We start from the raw sequence: 16468 nt of genomic DNA, 5'->3' as shown, positions 1-16468 counted from the left end.
CCTGCTCTCTGGGGTTGGTGATCATCGACATGCCGATGACCGAAGGTGTCTTGTGGGTTCGTCAGACCGGCCTCAGCCGGCCATCTTCCGCTGGAGGTCGTGCAGTCGGGACTGCAGGGAGGAGTCGACGACGTCGTCTCCCACCTGGACCCGGATGCCACCCACCAGCTCGGGGTCGACGGCCACGTCCAACTTCAGGTCGCGGCCAAAGAGGCGCTTCAATGCAGCGGCAAGCCGCTCCTGCTGAGCCGGGGCCAGGGCGCGAGCCACGGTGACTTCGGCGATCCACAGCCTCTGGCGCTCCGCCACGGTGTCCACGAAACCGCGGATGAGGTCCACGGGCTTGTGGCCCCGCGGTGCTTCCACAGCCTGGCGGACCAGGAGCTTGGCCTCGGCAGAACCGTTGCCCAGGAGCCGCTCAGCCAGGTTTCCCTTGGCCGAGGCAGGAGCCTGCGGATCCGTCAGTGCACGCTGGAGATCGTGGGATTCCTGGACCGCACGGTTGAAGGACAACAGTTCGTCGGACAGCCGTCCGAGTCCGTCCAGCCCGTCGCGCTCGGCTGAGGCCGCCACGGAGGTGGTGGCCAGCTGCTCGAGTGAGTCTCCGTAGTCCCGGGTGCGGGACCACTTGAGTCCGGCCAGGGTTTTGAGGACCCGCAGGGCATCCTCGGACACCTTGGACCCGAACAGTGAGCCGACGACTCCGGTGCGACGCTCCACCGACCACGAGGGGTCGGTCAGAGCGCGGCGCAATGGGGCGCTGGAGTCCACCGCCGCCAGGGCGGTGAAAAGCTCGGAAGCCAGCTGGGTGCCGCCGGAGACCAGGACGGTGTCCAGTTCCTGCCGGGCGGTGGCCAGCGAATCGCTCGATGCACCTGCCATTACTCAACCACACCTGCCGTGCCGGACGCGGTGCGGGCGGTCGAGTTCCGCTCGAGGTCCTCGAGGAACCGGTCCACCACGCGCTGCGAGCGGGCGTCGTCCTCCAGGGATTCGCCGACGATGCGGCTGGCCAGGGTGGTGGCCAGGGCGCCGACGTCGGTGCGGAGCGAGGTCTCGGCCTGCAGTCGCTCAGCGGCGATCTGGACCTGGGCCTGCTCGACCAGACGAGCGGACTCGGCGGACGCCTTTTCCCTGGCCTCGGCCAGGATTTGGGCGCCTTCGGTACGGGCCTCCTCGCGGACGCGGTTGGCCTCGGCGTAGCCCTCCTGCTGCTGCTGCTCGTAGTCAGCCTTGAGGGCGTTGGCCTCGGCCTGGGCCTTCTCGGCCTTCTCGAGACCACCCTCGATGGCGTCGACGCGGTTCTGGTAGGAGTTCTCCAGAGCCGGGGCGATGTACTTCACCACGAGGAACATCAACACGGCAAAGCCAACGGCGGTAACGAGCACCTCCCACCAGTTGGGAACGAGGGGGTTGGCGCCCTCGGCTGCAGCGAGAATCGCTTCAGACCTGATCATGTTTCAACCATCCTTTGGTGAAGTTTCCTGCTCTGTGGATGGCCGGCGAGCCGGCCGGGAAGGGCAGGAATCAGAGGACGAAAGCGAAGACCAGGCCCAGGATGGCCAGGGCCTCGGCGAGGGCGAAGCCCAGCAGGGCGATCGGCTGCAGGATGCGCTGGGCTTCCGGCTGACGGGCGACGCCGTTGATGTAGGCGGCGAAGATCAGGCCCACGCCGATGGCGGAGCCGATGGAGGCCAGGCCGTAGCCGACCAAGTTGAGGTTGCCGGTGATTTCCATGGTGTTCCTTTCAAGATGCCTGACGGCAGGTTGTGCGGAGGGTTCCCGATGCGGGTCCGGCGGTTGCCGGTATCGGGACGTGCTGCGATGGCGGATCACTCCGCCGAACCGTGCCCACCTTCAGCCAATGACGGCGGGCCCGGAAAGTCAGTGGTCGTTGGCGGCCAGCGCCCCTTGGATGTAGATCGCGGTGAGCAGGGTGAAGACGAACGCCTGCAGGTACATGATCAGCAGTTCCAGGAAGTACATGGCCACGGAGCCGAGGACCACGAGGACTCCGGTGGCCTGGAGGGCGACGTTGCCCGTCTCCATGATCAGGTACTGGGCACCGGCGCCGGCCAGCATGATGATCATGTGGCCGGAAAGCATGGTGGCCATCAGACGCAGGGAGTGGGTCAGCGGCCGAACGAGGAAGGTGGAGATGATCTCCAGCGGCACGAGCAGCGGCAGGATCCAGCCGGGAACACCGCTGGGGACCACGGCCAGCTTGAAGTACTTGAGGCCGTTGCGCTTGATACCCAGGCCGATCCAGATGATGTACACGATCAGTGCCAGTGCATAGGCCGAACCGGCATGCGAGAAGCTCGGCAGTTGCAGGAAAGGAACGGCACCGAACAGGTTGTTCACGATCACGAAGAAGAACAGGCCGAACAGCAACGGGACGAAGGGCTTGAACTCCTTCTCACCGATGATGTCCCGGCCCATGCCGTTGCGCACGAAGGCGTAGCCGGATTCAGCGAGCCACTGCACCTTGCCCGGGACGAGCCCCGGCTTGCGCATGGCGAGCATGAAGAAGGCGGAGATGAGGATCACCGAGAGGATGATCATCAGCATCTGCTTGCCGAAACCGGTGCCATACTCGGCCATCCAGGGCAGGATGTCCGGCAGGTGGGTCTGGTCGATCGTGGGAGGAGCGAATCCACCCTCATCGGTGGAGCTGGCGAGCACGATCGGTAGCACGCTGATCCTCTCTGCAGTGTCGGTCAACGGAACGCGTACGGCGCGTTCCCACCCCGCGGTCAAGCGGGCGGCACAACGCAGCCCCGACCGTCGTTATTGATCGTTGATGAGCCTATCAAACCGGGCATGGTGCTGATGACCAAAAAGCCCAATTCGGCGCGGTTTTCGCGCCTCGCGACGATTTATTTCTACGTTGTGTCGAAGTCACACCGTCATCGGGCCGACATCCGCCCGTGACCAGACCGTGATGCGGAATCCGTTCACCGACTCTGGGCCATCCATCGAGACACCGATGAGGTCAGTCGTCGTAGATCTGCTGCCGGGTCCGGGCGAAGACGAGGACCTCGGTCCCCTGCCAGACCACGATCGCCACGAGCGCGCCGAGGCCGGCGGCCATGGTGTCCAGCCAGGCCGGCGTGGGCACCACGGTCAGCAACACCGCCATCAGGATGATCTTCAGGACGAAGCCGAACAGGGCGATGAAGACCGCCTGCTCCCGCCAGCGATCCCAGGACCAGGCCGTCACGAGCAGCGTGAGACCGGAGAGGACCACGACGGCGGCGCCGGCCAGTCCCAGCGACGCAGCGGCGGCTCCGCCGGCCGCTCCCCCGACCACCAGCCACGCGACGGCCACGGCCACGGCCAGTGCGGCGACGGAGCCGATGAGGCAGGCAATGAGGATCCCCCACCAGCCGCGGGTGTTGACGCGCTTCACGGACGTCTTCATGGGCGAGACTCCCTCGATGATTCCCTCGAACGGCGCACCCAGGGGTGCAGGGTCAGGTATCCGGCGCCCAGCAGCAGGACGCCAACGACCGGCAGGATTATCAGCCAGTCGAAGAAGTTCAGTGAGACCACCCCGTAGGCGATCAGGAAGGTCCACAGGTAGAGCAGCAGCACGGCCTGGCGATGCGTCCACCCGCCGTCCACGAGTTTGTGGTGCAGGTGTCCGCGGTCGGCCGAAAAGGGGCTGGACCCGCGGACCGTCCGGCGCACCACGGCCAGGGCCAGGTCCAGCAGCGGCAGGGCCATGACGGCGATCGGCAGCAGGATCGGCATGTAGGCCGGGACGTTGCGGAAGCGGAACCCCTCCATCGCCGCCACGTCGGCTGTCACGGCCACGGCGGCGGTGGCCAGGAGCAGACCGATGAGCATGGCGCCAACCTCGCCCATGAAGATCTTCGCCGGGTTGAAGTTGTGCGGAAGGAAGCCGAGGCAGGACCCGACGAGGACGGCCATGAGCAGGGTGGCCAGGTTCGAGTAGTCGAACTCGTTGATGGTCCGGGTCAGCAGGTAGGTGTAGATGAAGAAGGCCGAGCCTCCGATGACGGCCATCCCGGCGGCCAGCCCGTCGAGGCCGTCCACGAAATTGATGGCATTCATGGTCAGCACGAGGATGAAGATCGTCAGGCCGATCTGGATCGGTTCGTTGCCCACCGGGATCCACCCCACCGGCATGGCCTCGACCCGGATCCCGTGGAAGGCCACCAGTGCAGCCGCCGTCACCTGGGCGGCGAGTTTGAGCGTCCAGTGCAGGTCCCACAGATCGTCCGCCACACCCATCGCCAGGACCACGGCGAGGGCGAACAGCAGCCCGCGGATTGGATCGGGGTCGGAGAAGATGCCGTCAAGGAACGGGATCATGGCGCCGATCCCCAGCGCCACCAGCACGCCGGCGATCATGGCCACCCCGCCGAGCTTGGGCACCGGCTCCCGGTGCACGTCCCGCTGGCGTTGTGGGGTGTAGACGCCTCCGGCCAGGGCGAGCCTGCGCACCGCCGGCGTCAACACGAAGCTGATGACGGCGGAGAGCCCCAGCAGCAGCAGGTAGACCTTCATTCCACCAGGTCCGGAACCACCGCGGCCAACTCGCCGTAGGACAGGGCTCCGTGACGCACCACGCGGAACGGCGTAACGGTGCAGTCGATGATGGTGGACGGTTCGGCGACGGTGCGTTCGCCGTCGTCGAGATAGACGGACACCGTGTCACCGAGCATCTCGCGCGCGGCCCCGGCCGTCGTCGCCGCCGGGAGGGACGTGCGATTGGCGCTGGAGACGGCCAGCGGACCGAACTCCTGGAGCAGCTCGCGCGCGACCTGGTCGTCAGGCACGCGCAGAGCGACGGTCCCCCGGGTCTCCCCCAGGTCCCAGGTCAGCGAGGGCTGCGCCTGGAGGATCAGGGTGAGGGCACCGGGCCAGAACTCCTCGGCCAGGTCCCGGGCACCCTGTGGGACATCGACGGCCAGGCCGTCCATCACCCGGGTGCTCCCGATCAGCACCGGTGGCGGCATGGCCCGGCCCCGGCCCTTGGCGGCCAGGAGCACCGCCACGGCCTGCGGGGAGAAGGCGTCGGCGCCGATCCCGTAGACGGTGTCCGTCGGCAGGACCACGCATTCGCGGTTGGCCAGTGCCGTCCGGGCGGCCTCGATGGCCTCGTCCAGTCCGGATTCCGTGGTGCAGTCGATCAGCAGGCTCACCGTGCCATTGTCCCATCCGTGCGCGCTGCGATCGTATAACGCGGCCGCCCGTTGAGGTCCTCCTGCGTCCGAATGCCATTGAACAGCCCGTCGCGCCGCAGCAGGGCAGCCACCAGCTCACCCTGGGTGTCGTCATGTTCCATCACCAGGGTCCCGCCCGGACGCAGCAGCCGGGCGGCCGTGGCGGCCACGACGGTGGGCACGCGCATGCCGTCCGCTCCCCCGCCGTAGAGGGCCAGCCCCGGATCGCGCCGCGCCTCGGCCTGGGCCGGGATGCGGCCGTCCGGCACGTACGGAGGATTGGACACCACGACGTCGGCGCGGCCGTCCAGGTCCGGCAGTGCGGTCGCGGCGTCCCCGACGTGCAACGCGACACCGCGCGGTTCCAGGTTGGCGGCCGCCCACCAGGCGGCTTCGGGGTCGGCCTCCACCGCGTGGACCGTGGCTCCGGGGACCTCGGTGGCCACCGCCGCAGCGATGGCCCCTGATCCGGTGCACAGATCGACCACCAGCGGGTCCACCTCGGTTCGGCTCTGTGCTGCCCGCGCGGCGTCGATGGCCGCTCCGGCCACGAGTTCTGTCTCCGGGCGGGGCAGGAACACGCCGTGTCCAACCTGTAGCTCGACGGTCCGGAAGGTCGTGGTGCCGGTCAGGTACTGCAGCGGCGTGCGGGTGGCCCGGGAGATGGACAGCCGGCGGAGATCGACGGACTGGAGCGGATCCAGCCGGCGTCCGGCGATGGCCCAGGCGGCCACCTCGCCACGGCTGGCGCCCAGGACGTGGGCGGCCAGCAGCTCGGCGTCCGCGCGAGGTGAGTCCACGCCGGCGGCGGTCAGCAGCTCGGTCGAGGACCGCAGCAGGGACTCCAACGTCACGGTATCTGTCTGCCGGTCAGTCACAGGGTCAGTCTGAAGGTCGGTCACAGTGTCAGCCATGCTGTCCCAACGCCTCCAATCGGTGCGCCTCATCCATCTCGATGCAGGACTGCAGAACGGGTCCGAGGTCACCGTCCAGGACGGCGTCGAGGTTGTAGGCCTTGTATCCGGTGCGGTGGTCCGCCACCCGGTTCTCGGGGTAATTGTAGGTGCGGATGCGCTCAGACCGGTCCATCGTCCGGACCTGGGAATGCCGGGTGGCGGCGTTCTCCGCGTCGAGCTTTTCCTGCCGATGGGCCAGCAGCCGGGAGCGGAGCACGCGCATGCCGGCCTCGCGATTCTGGATCTGCGACTTCTCGTTCTGCATCGAGACCACGATCCCGGTGGGCAGGTGGGTGATGCGCACGGCGGAGTCGGTGGTGTTGACGGACTGGCCGCCGGGACCGGAGGACCGGAACACGTCAATCTTCAGGTCATTGCCGGAGATGGCGACCTCCTCCGGCGCGTCGACCTCGGGGAACACCAGCACGCCGGCCGCCGAGGTGTGGATGCGGCCCTGGGACTCGGTGACGGGGACGCGCTGCACGCGGTGCACGCCGCCCTCGAACTTCAGGTGCGCGAAGACGCCCTGGGACGGGTCGGTCGAGTTGCCCTTAATGGCCACTTGGACATCCTTGTAGCCACCGAGGTCGGACTCCGTGGTGGAGAGGATCTCGGTCTTCCACCCCTTGGTCTCGGCGAAGCGCACGTACATCCGCAGCAGGTCTGCGGCGAAGAGTGCCGCCTCCTCGCCGCCCTCGCCGCCCTTGATCTCCAAGATGGCGTCCCGCGCATCGGCCGGGTCCCGGGGAATGAGCAACCGGCGCAGCTTCTCCGTCGCCTGCTCCGCCGTGGCCTCGAGGTCCGGCACCTCGGCGGCGAACTCCTCGTCGTCTACGGCGAGCTCGCGGGCATCGGCCAGGTCGGCCTCGGCCTGGGTCCATGCCCGGTGTGCCGCGACGATGGCACCGAGCTCGGCGAAGCGACGGCCCAGCTTCCGGGACAGGGCCTGGTCCTGGTGCACGGCGGGATCCGCGAGTCTCTCGGTGAGCTCGTGGTGCTCGTCCAGCAGGTCCTGCACGGATTCGAACATGGGTGTCTTCCTTCAGTCAGAGGCGGTTCCCGTGGCGGGGCGAACGACTCAGCCCCCGCCCTTCCGCCGTTCAGTGCCCAGTGGGTACCGGGATACTGACGAGGACGGAGGACGGGGGCCAGGGTGGGTCGCTACTTCTCGCCCTTTGAACCCAACGTGGTCTTGGAGACCAGCATGAGGAACTCGGCGTTCGACTGGGTCTCCCTGATCTTGTTCGTCAGGATCTCCAGCGCCTGCTGCGTGTCCAGACCGGACAGAACCCGGCGCAGCTTCCACATGATCTTGATCTCGTCGGAGGTCAACAGGTTCTCCTCACGGCGGGTGCCGGAGGCGTTGACATCGACGGCCGGGAAGATGCGCTTGTCCGCCAGCTGGCGGGACAGCCGCAGTTCCATGTTGCCGGTGCCCTTGAACTCTTCGAAGATGACCTCGTCCATCTTGGAACCGGTCTCCACCAGGGCGGTGGCGAGGATGGTCAGGGAGCCACCGTTCTCGATGTTGCGGGCGGCACCGAAGAACCGCTTCGGCGGGTACAGCGCCGAGGAGTCCACGCCACCGGACAGGATGCGGCCGGAGGCCGGTGCTGCCAGGTTGTAGGCACGTCCCAGGCGGGTCATGGAGTCCAGCAGGACCACCACGTCCCGGCCCATTTCCACGAGGCGCTTGGCACGTTCGATGGCGAGTTCGGCCACGGTCGTGTGGTCATCCGCCGGACGGTCGAAGGTCGAGGCGATGACCTCACCCTTGACCGAGCGCTGCATGTCGGTGACCTCTTCCGGACGCTCGTCCACCAGCACCATCATGAGGTGCACCTCGGGGTTGTTGGTGGTGACGGCATTCGCGATGGACTGCAGGATCATCGTCTTACCAGCCTTCGGCGGGGAGACGATGAGGCCGCGCTGTCCCTTGCCGATCGGCGAGACCAGGTCGATCACGCGCGGGCCGACCAACTTGGAGTCGGTCTCGAGGCGCAGCCGCTCCTGCGGGTACAGGGGCACCAGGTCGTTGAACTTGGTGCGCTTGGGGCTGTCCTCGGCCTGCTGACCGTTGACGGAGGTCAGACGCACCAGGGCGTTGAACTTCTGCCGGTTGCCGCCGCCGCTGCTGCTGTTGCTGTTCTGGCTCTCGCCGTCACGCGGGGCGCGGATGGCACCCACAACGGCGTCGCCCTTGCGCAGGCCGTACTTCTTGACCATGGACAACGAGACGTACACGTCGTTCGGGCCGGGCAGGTAGCCGGAGGTCCGCACGAAGGCGTAGTTGTCCAGGACATCCAGGATGCCGGCGACGGGCAGCAGCACGTCGTCCTCGGTCATCTCGGTGTCGTCGACCTCGGGGCCGCTGCGACCGCGGCGGTTGCGGTTGCGGTCGTTGCGGTTGCGGTTGCGGCGGTTGCGGCGGCTGTCCTCGTCGCGGTCATTGTTCCGCTCATTCCGGTCATTGTTCCGGTTGGCGCCCCGACTGCCGGACTGCTGATCGTTGTCAGACTTAGTGTCCTGCTGGCGATCGGCGCTCCGCTCGTTGCGGTCATTGTTCCGGTCGCTGCGGTCATTACGGCTGTTCCGATCATTCCGATCGCCACGGCCGGAGCGGTTGTTGCGGTCACCCCGGGCGTTCCGCTCGTTGGAGCGCTCCTGCTGGCCGTCGGACCCCTGGCCGGCGCCGTCGCCGGCACCGTTCCGGGACTCGGAGGCCGCCTCGGAGGAGGTCTCCGCGGAAGCGGCCTGGTCCTCGCCGGTGGTGCCGGCTGCCGACTCGGCCCGGCGCGAACGGGTCCGGCGGGCCGGGCGCTCGGGAGCGCCGCCCTCGGTGCCCGCGGCCGACGTCGCGGCCTGTTTCTGGTCGGTCGGCTGGTCGGCCGAGGAGTCAGCCTGCTTCTGGTCAGCTGACTGCTCGACCTGCTTCTGCTCGGCCTGGGCGCCTGCGGTCTTGGTGCCGCGGGACCGGCGCTTCGGTGCGGCCGCGCCGCCGTCGGCCTTGTTGTCGGCACCGGTGGCCTTGCCGTCTGATCCGGCCGTGTTGTCTGATCCGGCCGTGGCCGCGGCGCCGGACGTGTCCTCAGCCTTCTTGCGGTCCGCGACGGAGCCGCCGCGCTGATGACTGGAGATGGCGGCCACCAGGTCGGATTTGCGCATCCGGGATCCCCCGGTGATGCCGAGCTGGGAGGCCAGAGCCTGCAGCTGTGCCAGCTTCAGGCCGGCCAGGCCACCACCCGCCTGGGCGGCGGTGGTGGCTGCCGCGGCTGGTGCCTCGGTGGAATTGCCCGCGGAGACCGTGGGCAGTTCAGTGGTTTCGGTCACGAAGGTTCCTTCTCCCTCGTCAGGCAGGATCCGACTGGAGGGATCCCGCGAAGTGTGTACCGGCTGCCATCTGAACAGGTGGCGGAAAACCGGGATTCAGTACCGGGTCGGACTCGATCCGGGAAAGTCGAATCCAGGGAGCCAAGACAGGCCGAAGCCCGCTGGGACCGAACTGGTCCGCGTGGAGCCTGGATTCCCACCGACCACGGGATCCGCACTCTCAGCAGAACCCGGTCGACATCAGCCCGAGATGGGCTGGCCTGAGCGGTGTGTCTCCACCTTAGCACCCGCGGAGTCCACGGGCAGAATGCTGACACGCCACGGCTGCGCGGACCCCTCGAGGCCCGCCTGCATGGCTGTCCGGGCACCGTCCGCCTGGTCCATGCCGTCAGCGAGCACCATGACGGTCGGGCCGGCCCCGGAGACCACGGCGGCCAGGCCCTGCCGGCGCAGTTCTCGCACCAGTCCGACGGACTCCGGCATGGCCGGCTCCCTCTGGTCCTGGTGCAGCCAGTCACGCGTGCCGGCCAGCAGCAGTGACGGTACCTGTGTCAGCGCGTGCACCAGCAGTCCCACGCGGCCGGCATTCGCGGCGGCCACGTGGTGCGGGACCTGTGCGGGCAACAGCCCGCGGGCGGTCTCGGTGCTCAGCGGCCGCGCGGGGATCGCCACCACCGGCACCACGGCGGGATGCGGCCGCATGGCCGAGGAACGGTAGCGACCGGTCTCCTCCCAGGAGACGGTGAGCCCCCCGGCCAGGGCCGGCGCCACGTTGTCCGGGTGGCCCTCCAGGTGCGAGGCCGCGTTGAGCAGGTCCGCCTCGGAGGCGCGTTCGTCCTGCGGCAGCAGGGCGTCGGCGAGCAGGATGGCGCTGGCGTGGGCCGCGGCGGAGGAGCCGAGTCCACGGCCATGCGGGATCCGGTTGGTGGCCACCAGCTCCAGTCCGGGCACCTCCCAGCCGCGTTCGAGCAGGTATCCGCGCAGCGTGGCGATCACCAGGTGCGAGGCGTCGGTAGGCACGACGCCGGCCCCCTCGCCCTGCACCACGGCCGAGAAACCCTCGTCCACGGTGGTCACCTCCACGTCGTCCCGCAGGTCGAGGGCGAGTCCCATGGAATCGAATCCGGGGCCGAGGTTCGCCGAGGTCGCCGGGACGGAGACCCGCACGGTGACCCCGACGGGCACGCTCCTCAGACCCTGTTCCAGACTCGCGTCCAAACCCTGCTCCGGCCGATTCGGCATCAGGAGAGCCCCAGGGCCTCGGCCACGGCCACGACGTCGAACGGCACCTTCTGCGGTTCGACATCCGAGCCGTCCGCATTCCTCAGGGCCCACTGCGGGTCCTTGAGTCCGTGACCGGTCACGGTGATGACCCAGCGCTTGCCGGCCGGGACATTACCGAGGGCGTGGTGCTTGATGAGTCCGGCCACGCCGGCGGCGGAGGCGGGCTCCACGAACACGCCCTCCCGGGCGGACAGCCAGCGGTGGGCGGCCAGGATCTCATCATCGGTGACGGAGTCGATCATGCCCCCGGACTCGTCGCGGGCCGCCTCGGCCTGCTCCCAGGAGGCTGGGTTGCCGATGCGGATGGCGGTGGCGATGGTGTCCGGCTCGGTCACGGGATGACCGAGGACGATCGGTGCCGAGCCGGCGGCCTGGAAGCCCCACATCGTGGGGGTCCGGGTGGCCACGGCGGGCAGCTCGACCGGCTCGGATCCGGCGAGGGCGGCACCGGGGTGGGGGTTCGTGTAGGGCTGGGAGTACTCCTGGTAGCCCTTCCAGTAGGCGGTGATGTTGCCGGCGTTGCCGACCGGCAGCAGGTGGTAGTCCGGGGCGTCACCGAGGGCGTCCACAACCTCGAACGCACCAGTCTTCTGCCCTTCGATGCGGTTGGGGTTCACGGAGTTCACGAGGAAGACCGGGTAGTTCTCGGAGAGCTTGCGCGCCACGTCGAGACAATTGTCGAAATTACCGTCCACCTGCAGCAGCGTGGCCCCGTGGGCGATGGCCTGGGAGAGCTTGCCCATGGCGATCTTGCCATCCGGGACCAGCACGGCGCAGGTCAGCCCGGCCTGGGTCGCGTAGGCGGCAGCGGAGGCCGAGGTGTTTCCGGTGGAGGCACAGACCACGGCCTTGGCACCCTGCTCCACGGCGGCGGTGATGGCCATGGTCATGCCGCGGTCCTTGAAGGAGCCGGTGGGGTTCATGCCCTCGAACTTCACCCACACCTCACCGTCCACGAGCTGGGACAGGGCCGGGGCCTCGATCAGCGGCGTACCGCCCTCGCCCAGGGTGACCACCCGGGTGCTCTTGCTGACGGGCAGGCGGTCGGCGTATTCGCGGATGACCCCGCGCCATTGGTGTGCCACTGTGTTCAGTTCCCTTCGACTCGCAGGACCGAAACCACTTCGGTCACCACGTCCAGTTCCTTGATGGTGGCCACGGTGGCCGCCAGGTTCTGCTCCTTGGCCTCGTGCGTGATGATGCGCAAGAGCGACTCGGGAGCCTCATCGGTGTATGCCTCGTCGGATTCCTCGACCACGAGGTCGTCCTCCGCCAGGGGGACCTGGCGCATGGACACGATCGAGACACCGTGTTCGGCGACGGCCGAGGCGATGGCGGCCAGCACGCCGGGGCGGTCCGCCACCCGGATGACCACCATGTAGCTCGTGCGCGCCTCCCCCACGGGCAGGGCCGGCACCACGGACCGCGGGGTGTGCGTGCGTCCGGCACCGCCGCGGACCAGCCGGCGGGCGATGGAGACGGTGTCCCCCATGACGGCGCTGGCCGTGGGGGCCCCGCCGGCACCGGGGCCGTAGAACATCAGCTCGCCGGCGTTCTGCGCCTCGACGAACACCGCGTTGAACGCGCCGCGGACGGCGGCCAGCGGGTGTTCACGCGGCAGCAGGGTCGGGTGCACGCGCAGGACGGCGCCGGCGGTCCCGTCACCAGCCGTGATCCGCTCGGCGATCGCCAGCAGCTTGATGACGTAGCCGGCCTCGGAGGCGGCCTCGTTGTCCGCGGCGGTGATCCGGGTGATGCCCTCGCAGTAGACCTCGTCGATCCGGAACGGTGCGTGGAAGGCCAGGTTGGCGAGGATCGCGGCCTTGGCGGCCGCGTCATGGCCCTCGATGTCGGCCGTCGGGTCGGCCTCGGCGTAGCCGAGCTCCTGGGCATCGGCGAGGGCATCGTCAAAAGCTGCCCCGGTGGTGTCCATCTGGTCCAAGATGTAGTTCGTCGTGCCGTTGGCGATGCCCATCACGCGGGTGATGGTGTCCCCGGCCAAGGAATCCCGCAACGGGCGCAGGATCGGGATGGCCCCGGCCACGGACGCCTCGAAGGAGAGCTGGGTGCCGGCTTCGGCGGCGGCCGCGAACAGCTCCGAGCCGGACTGGGCGAGCAGTGCCTTGTTGCCGGTGACCACGGCCGAGCCGTTGCCGATGGCCCGTTCGATGAGCGACTTGGCGGGCTCGATGCCACCCATCAGCTCCAGCACGATGTCGGCGGAATCCACCAGCGCCTCGGCATCGGTGGTGTACAGCTCGCGGGGCAACTGGTAGTCGCGACGTCCGTCCGGGTTGCGGACGAAGACTCCGGCCAGCTCCAGGCGCGCGCCCACGCGGGCGGCCAGCATCTCGGCGTCCTCCGTGAGGATCCTCGCCACCTGGGAGCCGACAGTGCCGGCGCCCAGCAGCGCGATCTTCAGGGCCGGCTGCGGGGCGTGCGGCGCGGACGGGGTCGTGACGGTCATGGTCCTCCGTTGGTTCTGGGAGATGGAAAGTCGGGATGGAGAAAAATCGGGGTGGAAAAACGGGGTGGAAAGGGGGGGGCCGCTACAGACCGGTCTCGCGGGCGAAGAGGTCCTCTTCGGTCTCCCGGCGGATGATCACGCGGGCCTGCCCGCCCCGGACCGCGACGACGGCCGGCCGGGTGAGCATGTTGTAGTTGCTGGACAGGGAATGGCAGTACGCACCGGTGGCGGGCACGGCCAGCAGGTCGCCACGGGCCACGTCGTCCGGCAGGTAGGCATCCTTGACGACGATATCCCCGGACTCGCAGTGCTTGCCGACCACCCGGGAGAGTACCGCCGGGGCGCCGGAGGCACGGGAGGCCAGCGCCACAGAGTAGTCGGCCTCGTAGAGGACGGGGCGGGCGTTGTCCGACATGCCGCCGTCCACGGAGACGTAGCGACGGGGATGGGTGGCGCCCTGGTCACCGTCCACGGTCACGGTCTTGCGGACACCGGCCTCGTACAGGGTGAAGGCGGCCGGGCCGGAGATGGCGCGGCCGGGCTCGATCGAGATCCGCGGGCAGGCCATTCCCAGTGCCGCGCACGCTGCGCCGACCACGCCGGCCAGCGTGGTGGCGATGTCCTGCGGCGTCCGCGGGGCGTCCGCGGCGGTGTAGGCGATGCCGTGCCCGCCGCCGAGGTCCAGCTCCTCCAGCTCGACGCCATGTTCCGCCTTGATCTCGGCGAGGAAGCCCAGCAGCTTCTCGGCAGCCACGCCGAAGCCCTCGGGCTCGAAGATCTGCGAGCCGATGTGGCAGTGCAGTCCGCGCAGGTCGATGGACCCGGCCGCCAGCGCCCGCGCGACGGCCTCGGCGGCCGGCGACCCGTCCGTGCCAGCAGCCCCGGCCGTTCCAGCAGACCCGTCCGGCCCCACCATCGAGAGCCCGAACTTCTGGTCTTCATGGGCAGTGGCGATGAACTCATGGGTGTGGGCATGTACACCGGGAGTCAGCCGCAGCATCACGGGTGCGACCGCGCCAGCCTCGGCGGCCAGCTCGGTGAGCCGGTCCAGCTCGTCCAAGGAGTCCACGACGATCCGCCCCACCCCGGCGGCCAAGGCCCGGCGCATCTCGTCATCGGACTTGTTGTTGCCGTGCAGTCCGATGTGCGCGGGCTCGACGCCGGCGCGCAGCGCGGTGGCCATCTCACCTCCGGAGGCGGTGTCCAAGCGCAGACCCTCCTCCTTCACCCAGCGGGCCGCCGGGGTGCACAGGAACGACTTGCCGGCGTAGTAGACGTCCACGCCCCCGCACAGGTCCGCGAAGGCCTCATTGAAGGCGTCGCGGAAGGCGCGGGCCCGCGAACGGAAGTCGTCCTCGTCGAGGACCAGGAGCGGTGTCCCGTAGTCCCGGGCCAGCTGGGAGACGGGCAGGCCCTGGACGGTGATCTCGCCGTCGTCGTTCCGTTCCACACCAGCGGCCCAGAGCTTGGTGACCAGGGCGTTCGGGTCTTCGGGATAGTCGAGCCAGTCAGGTGCCAGGGGCGAGGCGTGCACAGTCGAACCAGTCACGGTCACATCCGTTCCGGGGCGCTCACGCCCAGCAAATCGAGTCCATTGGCGAGCACCTGCGCGGTGGCCTCGTTGAGCCACAGGCGGGTGCGGTTGAGGTCGGTGATCTCCCCCGGCTGCACGTCGCCGGTCCGGCCCTCGGCCACGGGCACGATCCGGCACGCGGCATACCAGGAATGGTAGGCGCCGGCGACGACCTCCAGGTGGCGGGCCACGCGGTGTGGTTCCCGGAACTCGGCGGCCTGGGCCACGATCGACGGGAATTCGCCAAGCCGGGCCAGCAGATCCGATTCGGTCGCATGCGTCAGCAGTGCCGCGTCGAAGACGGAACGGTCGACGCCGGCCGCCTCGGCCGTGCGTGCCGCGCCCCGGGAGCGGGCATGGGCGTACTGCACGTAGAACACCGGGTTGTCATTGGTCTTGGACGTGAGGATCTCCGGATCGATGGTGATCGGGGAGTCCGCCGGATACCGGGCCAGCGAGTAGCGCAGCGCATCCGCCCCGAGCCAGTCGATGAGGTCCTTCAGCTCGATGATGTTGCCGGCCCGCTTGGACAGCTTGGCTCCGTTGACGGAGATCAGCTGGCCGATGAGCACCTCGATATTGCGTGCCGGGTCATCACCGGCGCAGGCGGCGATGGCCTTGAGGCGGCCGACGTAGCCGTGGTGGTCCGCGCCGAGCAGGTAGATCTTCTCGATGAAGCCGCGGTCCTTCTTGGACAGGTAGTACGCGGCGTCCGCGGCGAAGTAGGTGGGCTCGCCGTTGGCGCGGATGAGCACGCGGTCCTTGTCATCCCCGAAGTCGGTGGTGCGCAGCCAGACGGCGCCCTCACGGTCCTCGATGTGGCCCTGCTCGCGCAGCCGCTGCACGGCGTGGCCGATGGCGCCGGACTCGTGCAACTCCTTCTCGGAGAACCAGACATCGAAGTGCACGCCGAAGTGGCCCAGCGTGTCCCGGATGTCCTGCATCTGGTGGCGGTAGGCCGCCTCGCGGATGACCGGGAGGGCCGCCCCCTCGGTGAGGGCGGTGATGTCCGGGTGTTCGGTGCGCACCTGGGTGGCCAGGTCCTGGATGTACTCCCCCGGGTAACCGCCCTCCGGCACGGGCAGGCCGTGCAGGCGGTTGTAGACCGACTGGGCGAACACGTTCATCTGGTGGCCGGCGTCGTTGATGTAGTACTCGGCCGTGACCTCGGCTCCCGAGGCGCGCAACAACCGGGAGATCGCGTCGCCGAGCGCGGCCCAGCGGGTGTGGCCGATGTGCAAGGGGCCCGTGGGGTTCGCGGAGACGAACTCCATATTGACCACGCTGCCCGCCAGGGCGGTGTTCCGGCCATAGGCCGCTCCGGCCTCCACGACGGTGCGGGCCAGCTCGCCCGCTGCCGCGGCGTCGAGCGTGATGTTCAGGAAGCCGGGGCCGGCGATGTCCACCCGGGCCACACCGGGGACTTGCGCCAGCTTCTCGGCGAGCAGCGCCGCGAGGTCGCGCGGGGCCAGGCCGGCCTTCTTGCCCAGCTGCATGGCCACGTTGGTGGCCCAGTCGCCGTGCTCTCGGTTCTTCGGTCGCTCCACCTTGATCGTGGTGGGCACCTCCACTGAGATCTCGCCGGTATCAACGGCATCCTGCAGGCAAGCGGCCAGGGCTGTGGAAAGGTCTTCGGGGGTCACCCGCGACAGTCTAATGTTCT

At 68.8% G+C, this 16468-nt stretch carries 15 protein-coding genes; all 15 read right to left on the bottom strand.

Annotated elements, in window-relative coordinates; translation table 11 throughout:
* Nucleotides 1-72 precede the first annotated feature (72 nt).
* Nucleotides 73-882 carry a F0F1 ATP synthase subunit delta gene (locus tag C8E99_RS02225; RefSeq protein WP_115930931.1) on the bottom strand — a complete coding sequence of 270 codons (810 nt, stop codon included), beginning with the start codon at nucleotides 880-882 and terminating at the stop codon, nucleotides 73-75.
* Entirely contained in the window at nucleotides 882-1457 is a 576-nt protein-coding gene (locus C8E99_RS02220; RefSeq protein WP_115930930.1) for a F0F1 ATP synthase subunit B, read from the bottom strand. Before C8E99_RS02220 ends, C8E99_RS02225 begins: the two co-directional genes overlap by 1 nt.
* 70 nt (nucleotides 1458-1527) lie before the next feature.
* Entirely contained in the window at nucleotides 1528-1737 is a 210-nt protein-coding gene (locus C8E99_RS02215; protein WP_115930929.1) for an ATP synthase F0 subunit C, read from the bottom strand.
* Nucleotides 1738-1884: 147 nt separating this feature from the next.
* Nucleotides 1885-2697 (bottom strand): F0F1 ATP synthase subunit A, encoded by an 813-nt coding sequence (gene atpB / locus C8E99_RS02210; RefSeq protein ID WP_115930928.1) that lies wholly within the window; start codon nucleotides 2695-2697, stop codon nucleotides 1885-1887.
* 298 nt (nucleotides 2698-2995) lie between these two features.
* Nucleotides 2996-3424: a hypothetical protein gene (locus C8E99_RS02205; RefSeq protein ID WP_115930927.1), complete on the bottom strand. Its 429-nt coding sequence runs from the start codon at nucleotides 3422-3424 to the stop codon at nucleotides 2996-2998.
* Entirely contained in the window at nucleotides 3421-4536 is a 1116-nt protein-coding gene (locus tag C8E99_RS02200; RefSeq protein ID WP_115930926.1) for an MraY family glycosyltransferase, read from the bottom strand. Before C8E99_RS02200 ends, C8E99_RS02205 begins: the two co-directional genes overlap by 4 nt.
* The gene (locus C8E99_RS02195) at nucleotides 4533-5174 is read right to left on the bottom strand and encodes an L-threonylcarbamoyladenylate synthase (protein ID WP_115930925.1); all 642 of its coding nucleotides are present in this window, start codon (nucleotides 5172-5174) and stop codon (nucleotides 4533-4535) included. Before C8E99_RS02195 ends, C8E99_RS02200 begins: the two co-directional genes overlap by 4 nt.
* Complete coding sequence (prmC, locus tag C8E99_RS02190) at nucleotides 5171-6073, bottom strand: peptide chain release factor N(5)-glutamine methyltransferase (RefSeq protein ID WP_245952029.1); 903 nt, start codon at nucleotides 6071-6073, stop codon at nucleotides 5171-5173. The genes C8E99_RS02195 and prmC overlap by 4 nt, the downstream gene beginning before the upstream one ends.
* A 28-nt stretch (nucleotides 6074-6101) precedes the next feature.
* On the bottom strand, nucleotides 6102-7181 hold the full coding sequence (gene prfA, locus C8E99_RS02185) for a peptide chain release factor 1 (RefSeq protein WP_115930923.1): 1080 nt from the start codon (nucleotides 7179-7181) through the stop codon (nucleotides 6102-6104).
* Between the two features lie 131 nt (nucleotides 7182-7312).
* Nucleotides 7313-9481 (bottom strand): transcription termination factor Rho, encoded by a 2169-nt coding sequence (rho, locus tag C8E99_RS02180; protein ID WP_115930922.1) that lies wholly within the window; start codon nucleotides 9479-9481, stop codon nucleotides 7313-7315.
* 240 nt (nucleotides 9482-9721) lie between these two features.
* Nucleotides 9722-10723 (bottom strand): homoserine kinase, encoded by a 1002-nt coding sequence (thrB, locus tag C8E99_RS02175; protein ID WP_115930921.1) that lies wholly within the window; start codon nucleotides 10721-10723, stop codon nucleotides 9722-9724.
* Nucleotides 10723-11850: a threonine synthase gene (gene thrC, locus C8E99_RS02170; protein ID WP_115930920.1), complete on the bottom strand. Its 1128-nt coding sequence runs from the start codon at nucleotides 11848-11850 to the stop codon at nucleotides 10723-10725. The genes thrB and thrC overlap by 1 nt, the downstream gene beginning before the upstream one ends.
* A gap of 5 nt (nucleotides 11851-11855) precedes the next feature.
* Nucleotides 11856-13232: a homoserine dehydrogenase gene (locus C8E99_RS02165; protein ID WP_115930919.1), complete on the bottom strand. Its 1377-nt coding sequence runs from the start codon at nucleotides 13230-13232 to the stop codon at nucleotides 11856-11858.
* A gap of 82 nt (nucleotides 13233-13314) precedes the next feature.
* Entirely contained in the window at nucleotides 13315-14781 is a 1467-nt protein-coding gene (lysA, locus tag C8E99_RS02160) for a diaminopimelate decarboxylase (RefSeq protein ID WP_115933148.1), read from the bottom strand.
* Between the two features lie 2 nt (nucleotides 14782-14783).
* The gene (argS, locus tag C8E99_RS02155) at nucleotides 14784-16448 is read right to left on the bottom strand and encodes an arginine--tRNA ligase (RefSeq protein ID WP_115930918.1); all 1665 of its coding nucleotides are present in this window, start codon (nucleotides 16446-16448) and stop codon (nucleotides 14784-14786) included.
* Nucleotides 16449-16468: the final 20 nt, after the last annotated feature.

This window comes from Citricoccus muralis (assembly GCF_003386075.1).
Taxonomy (GTDB): Bacteria; Actinomycetota; Actinomycetes; order Actinomycetales; family Micrococcaceae; genus Citricoccus; species Citricoccus muralis.
The sequence above is the reverse complement of the archived record's forward strand: the minus strand, read 5'-3'. Positions and strand labels throughout refer to the sequence as shown.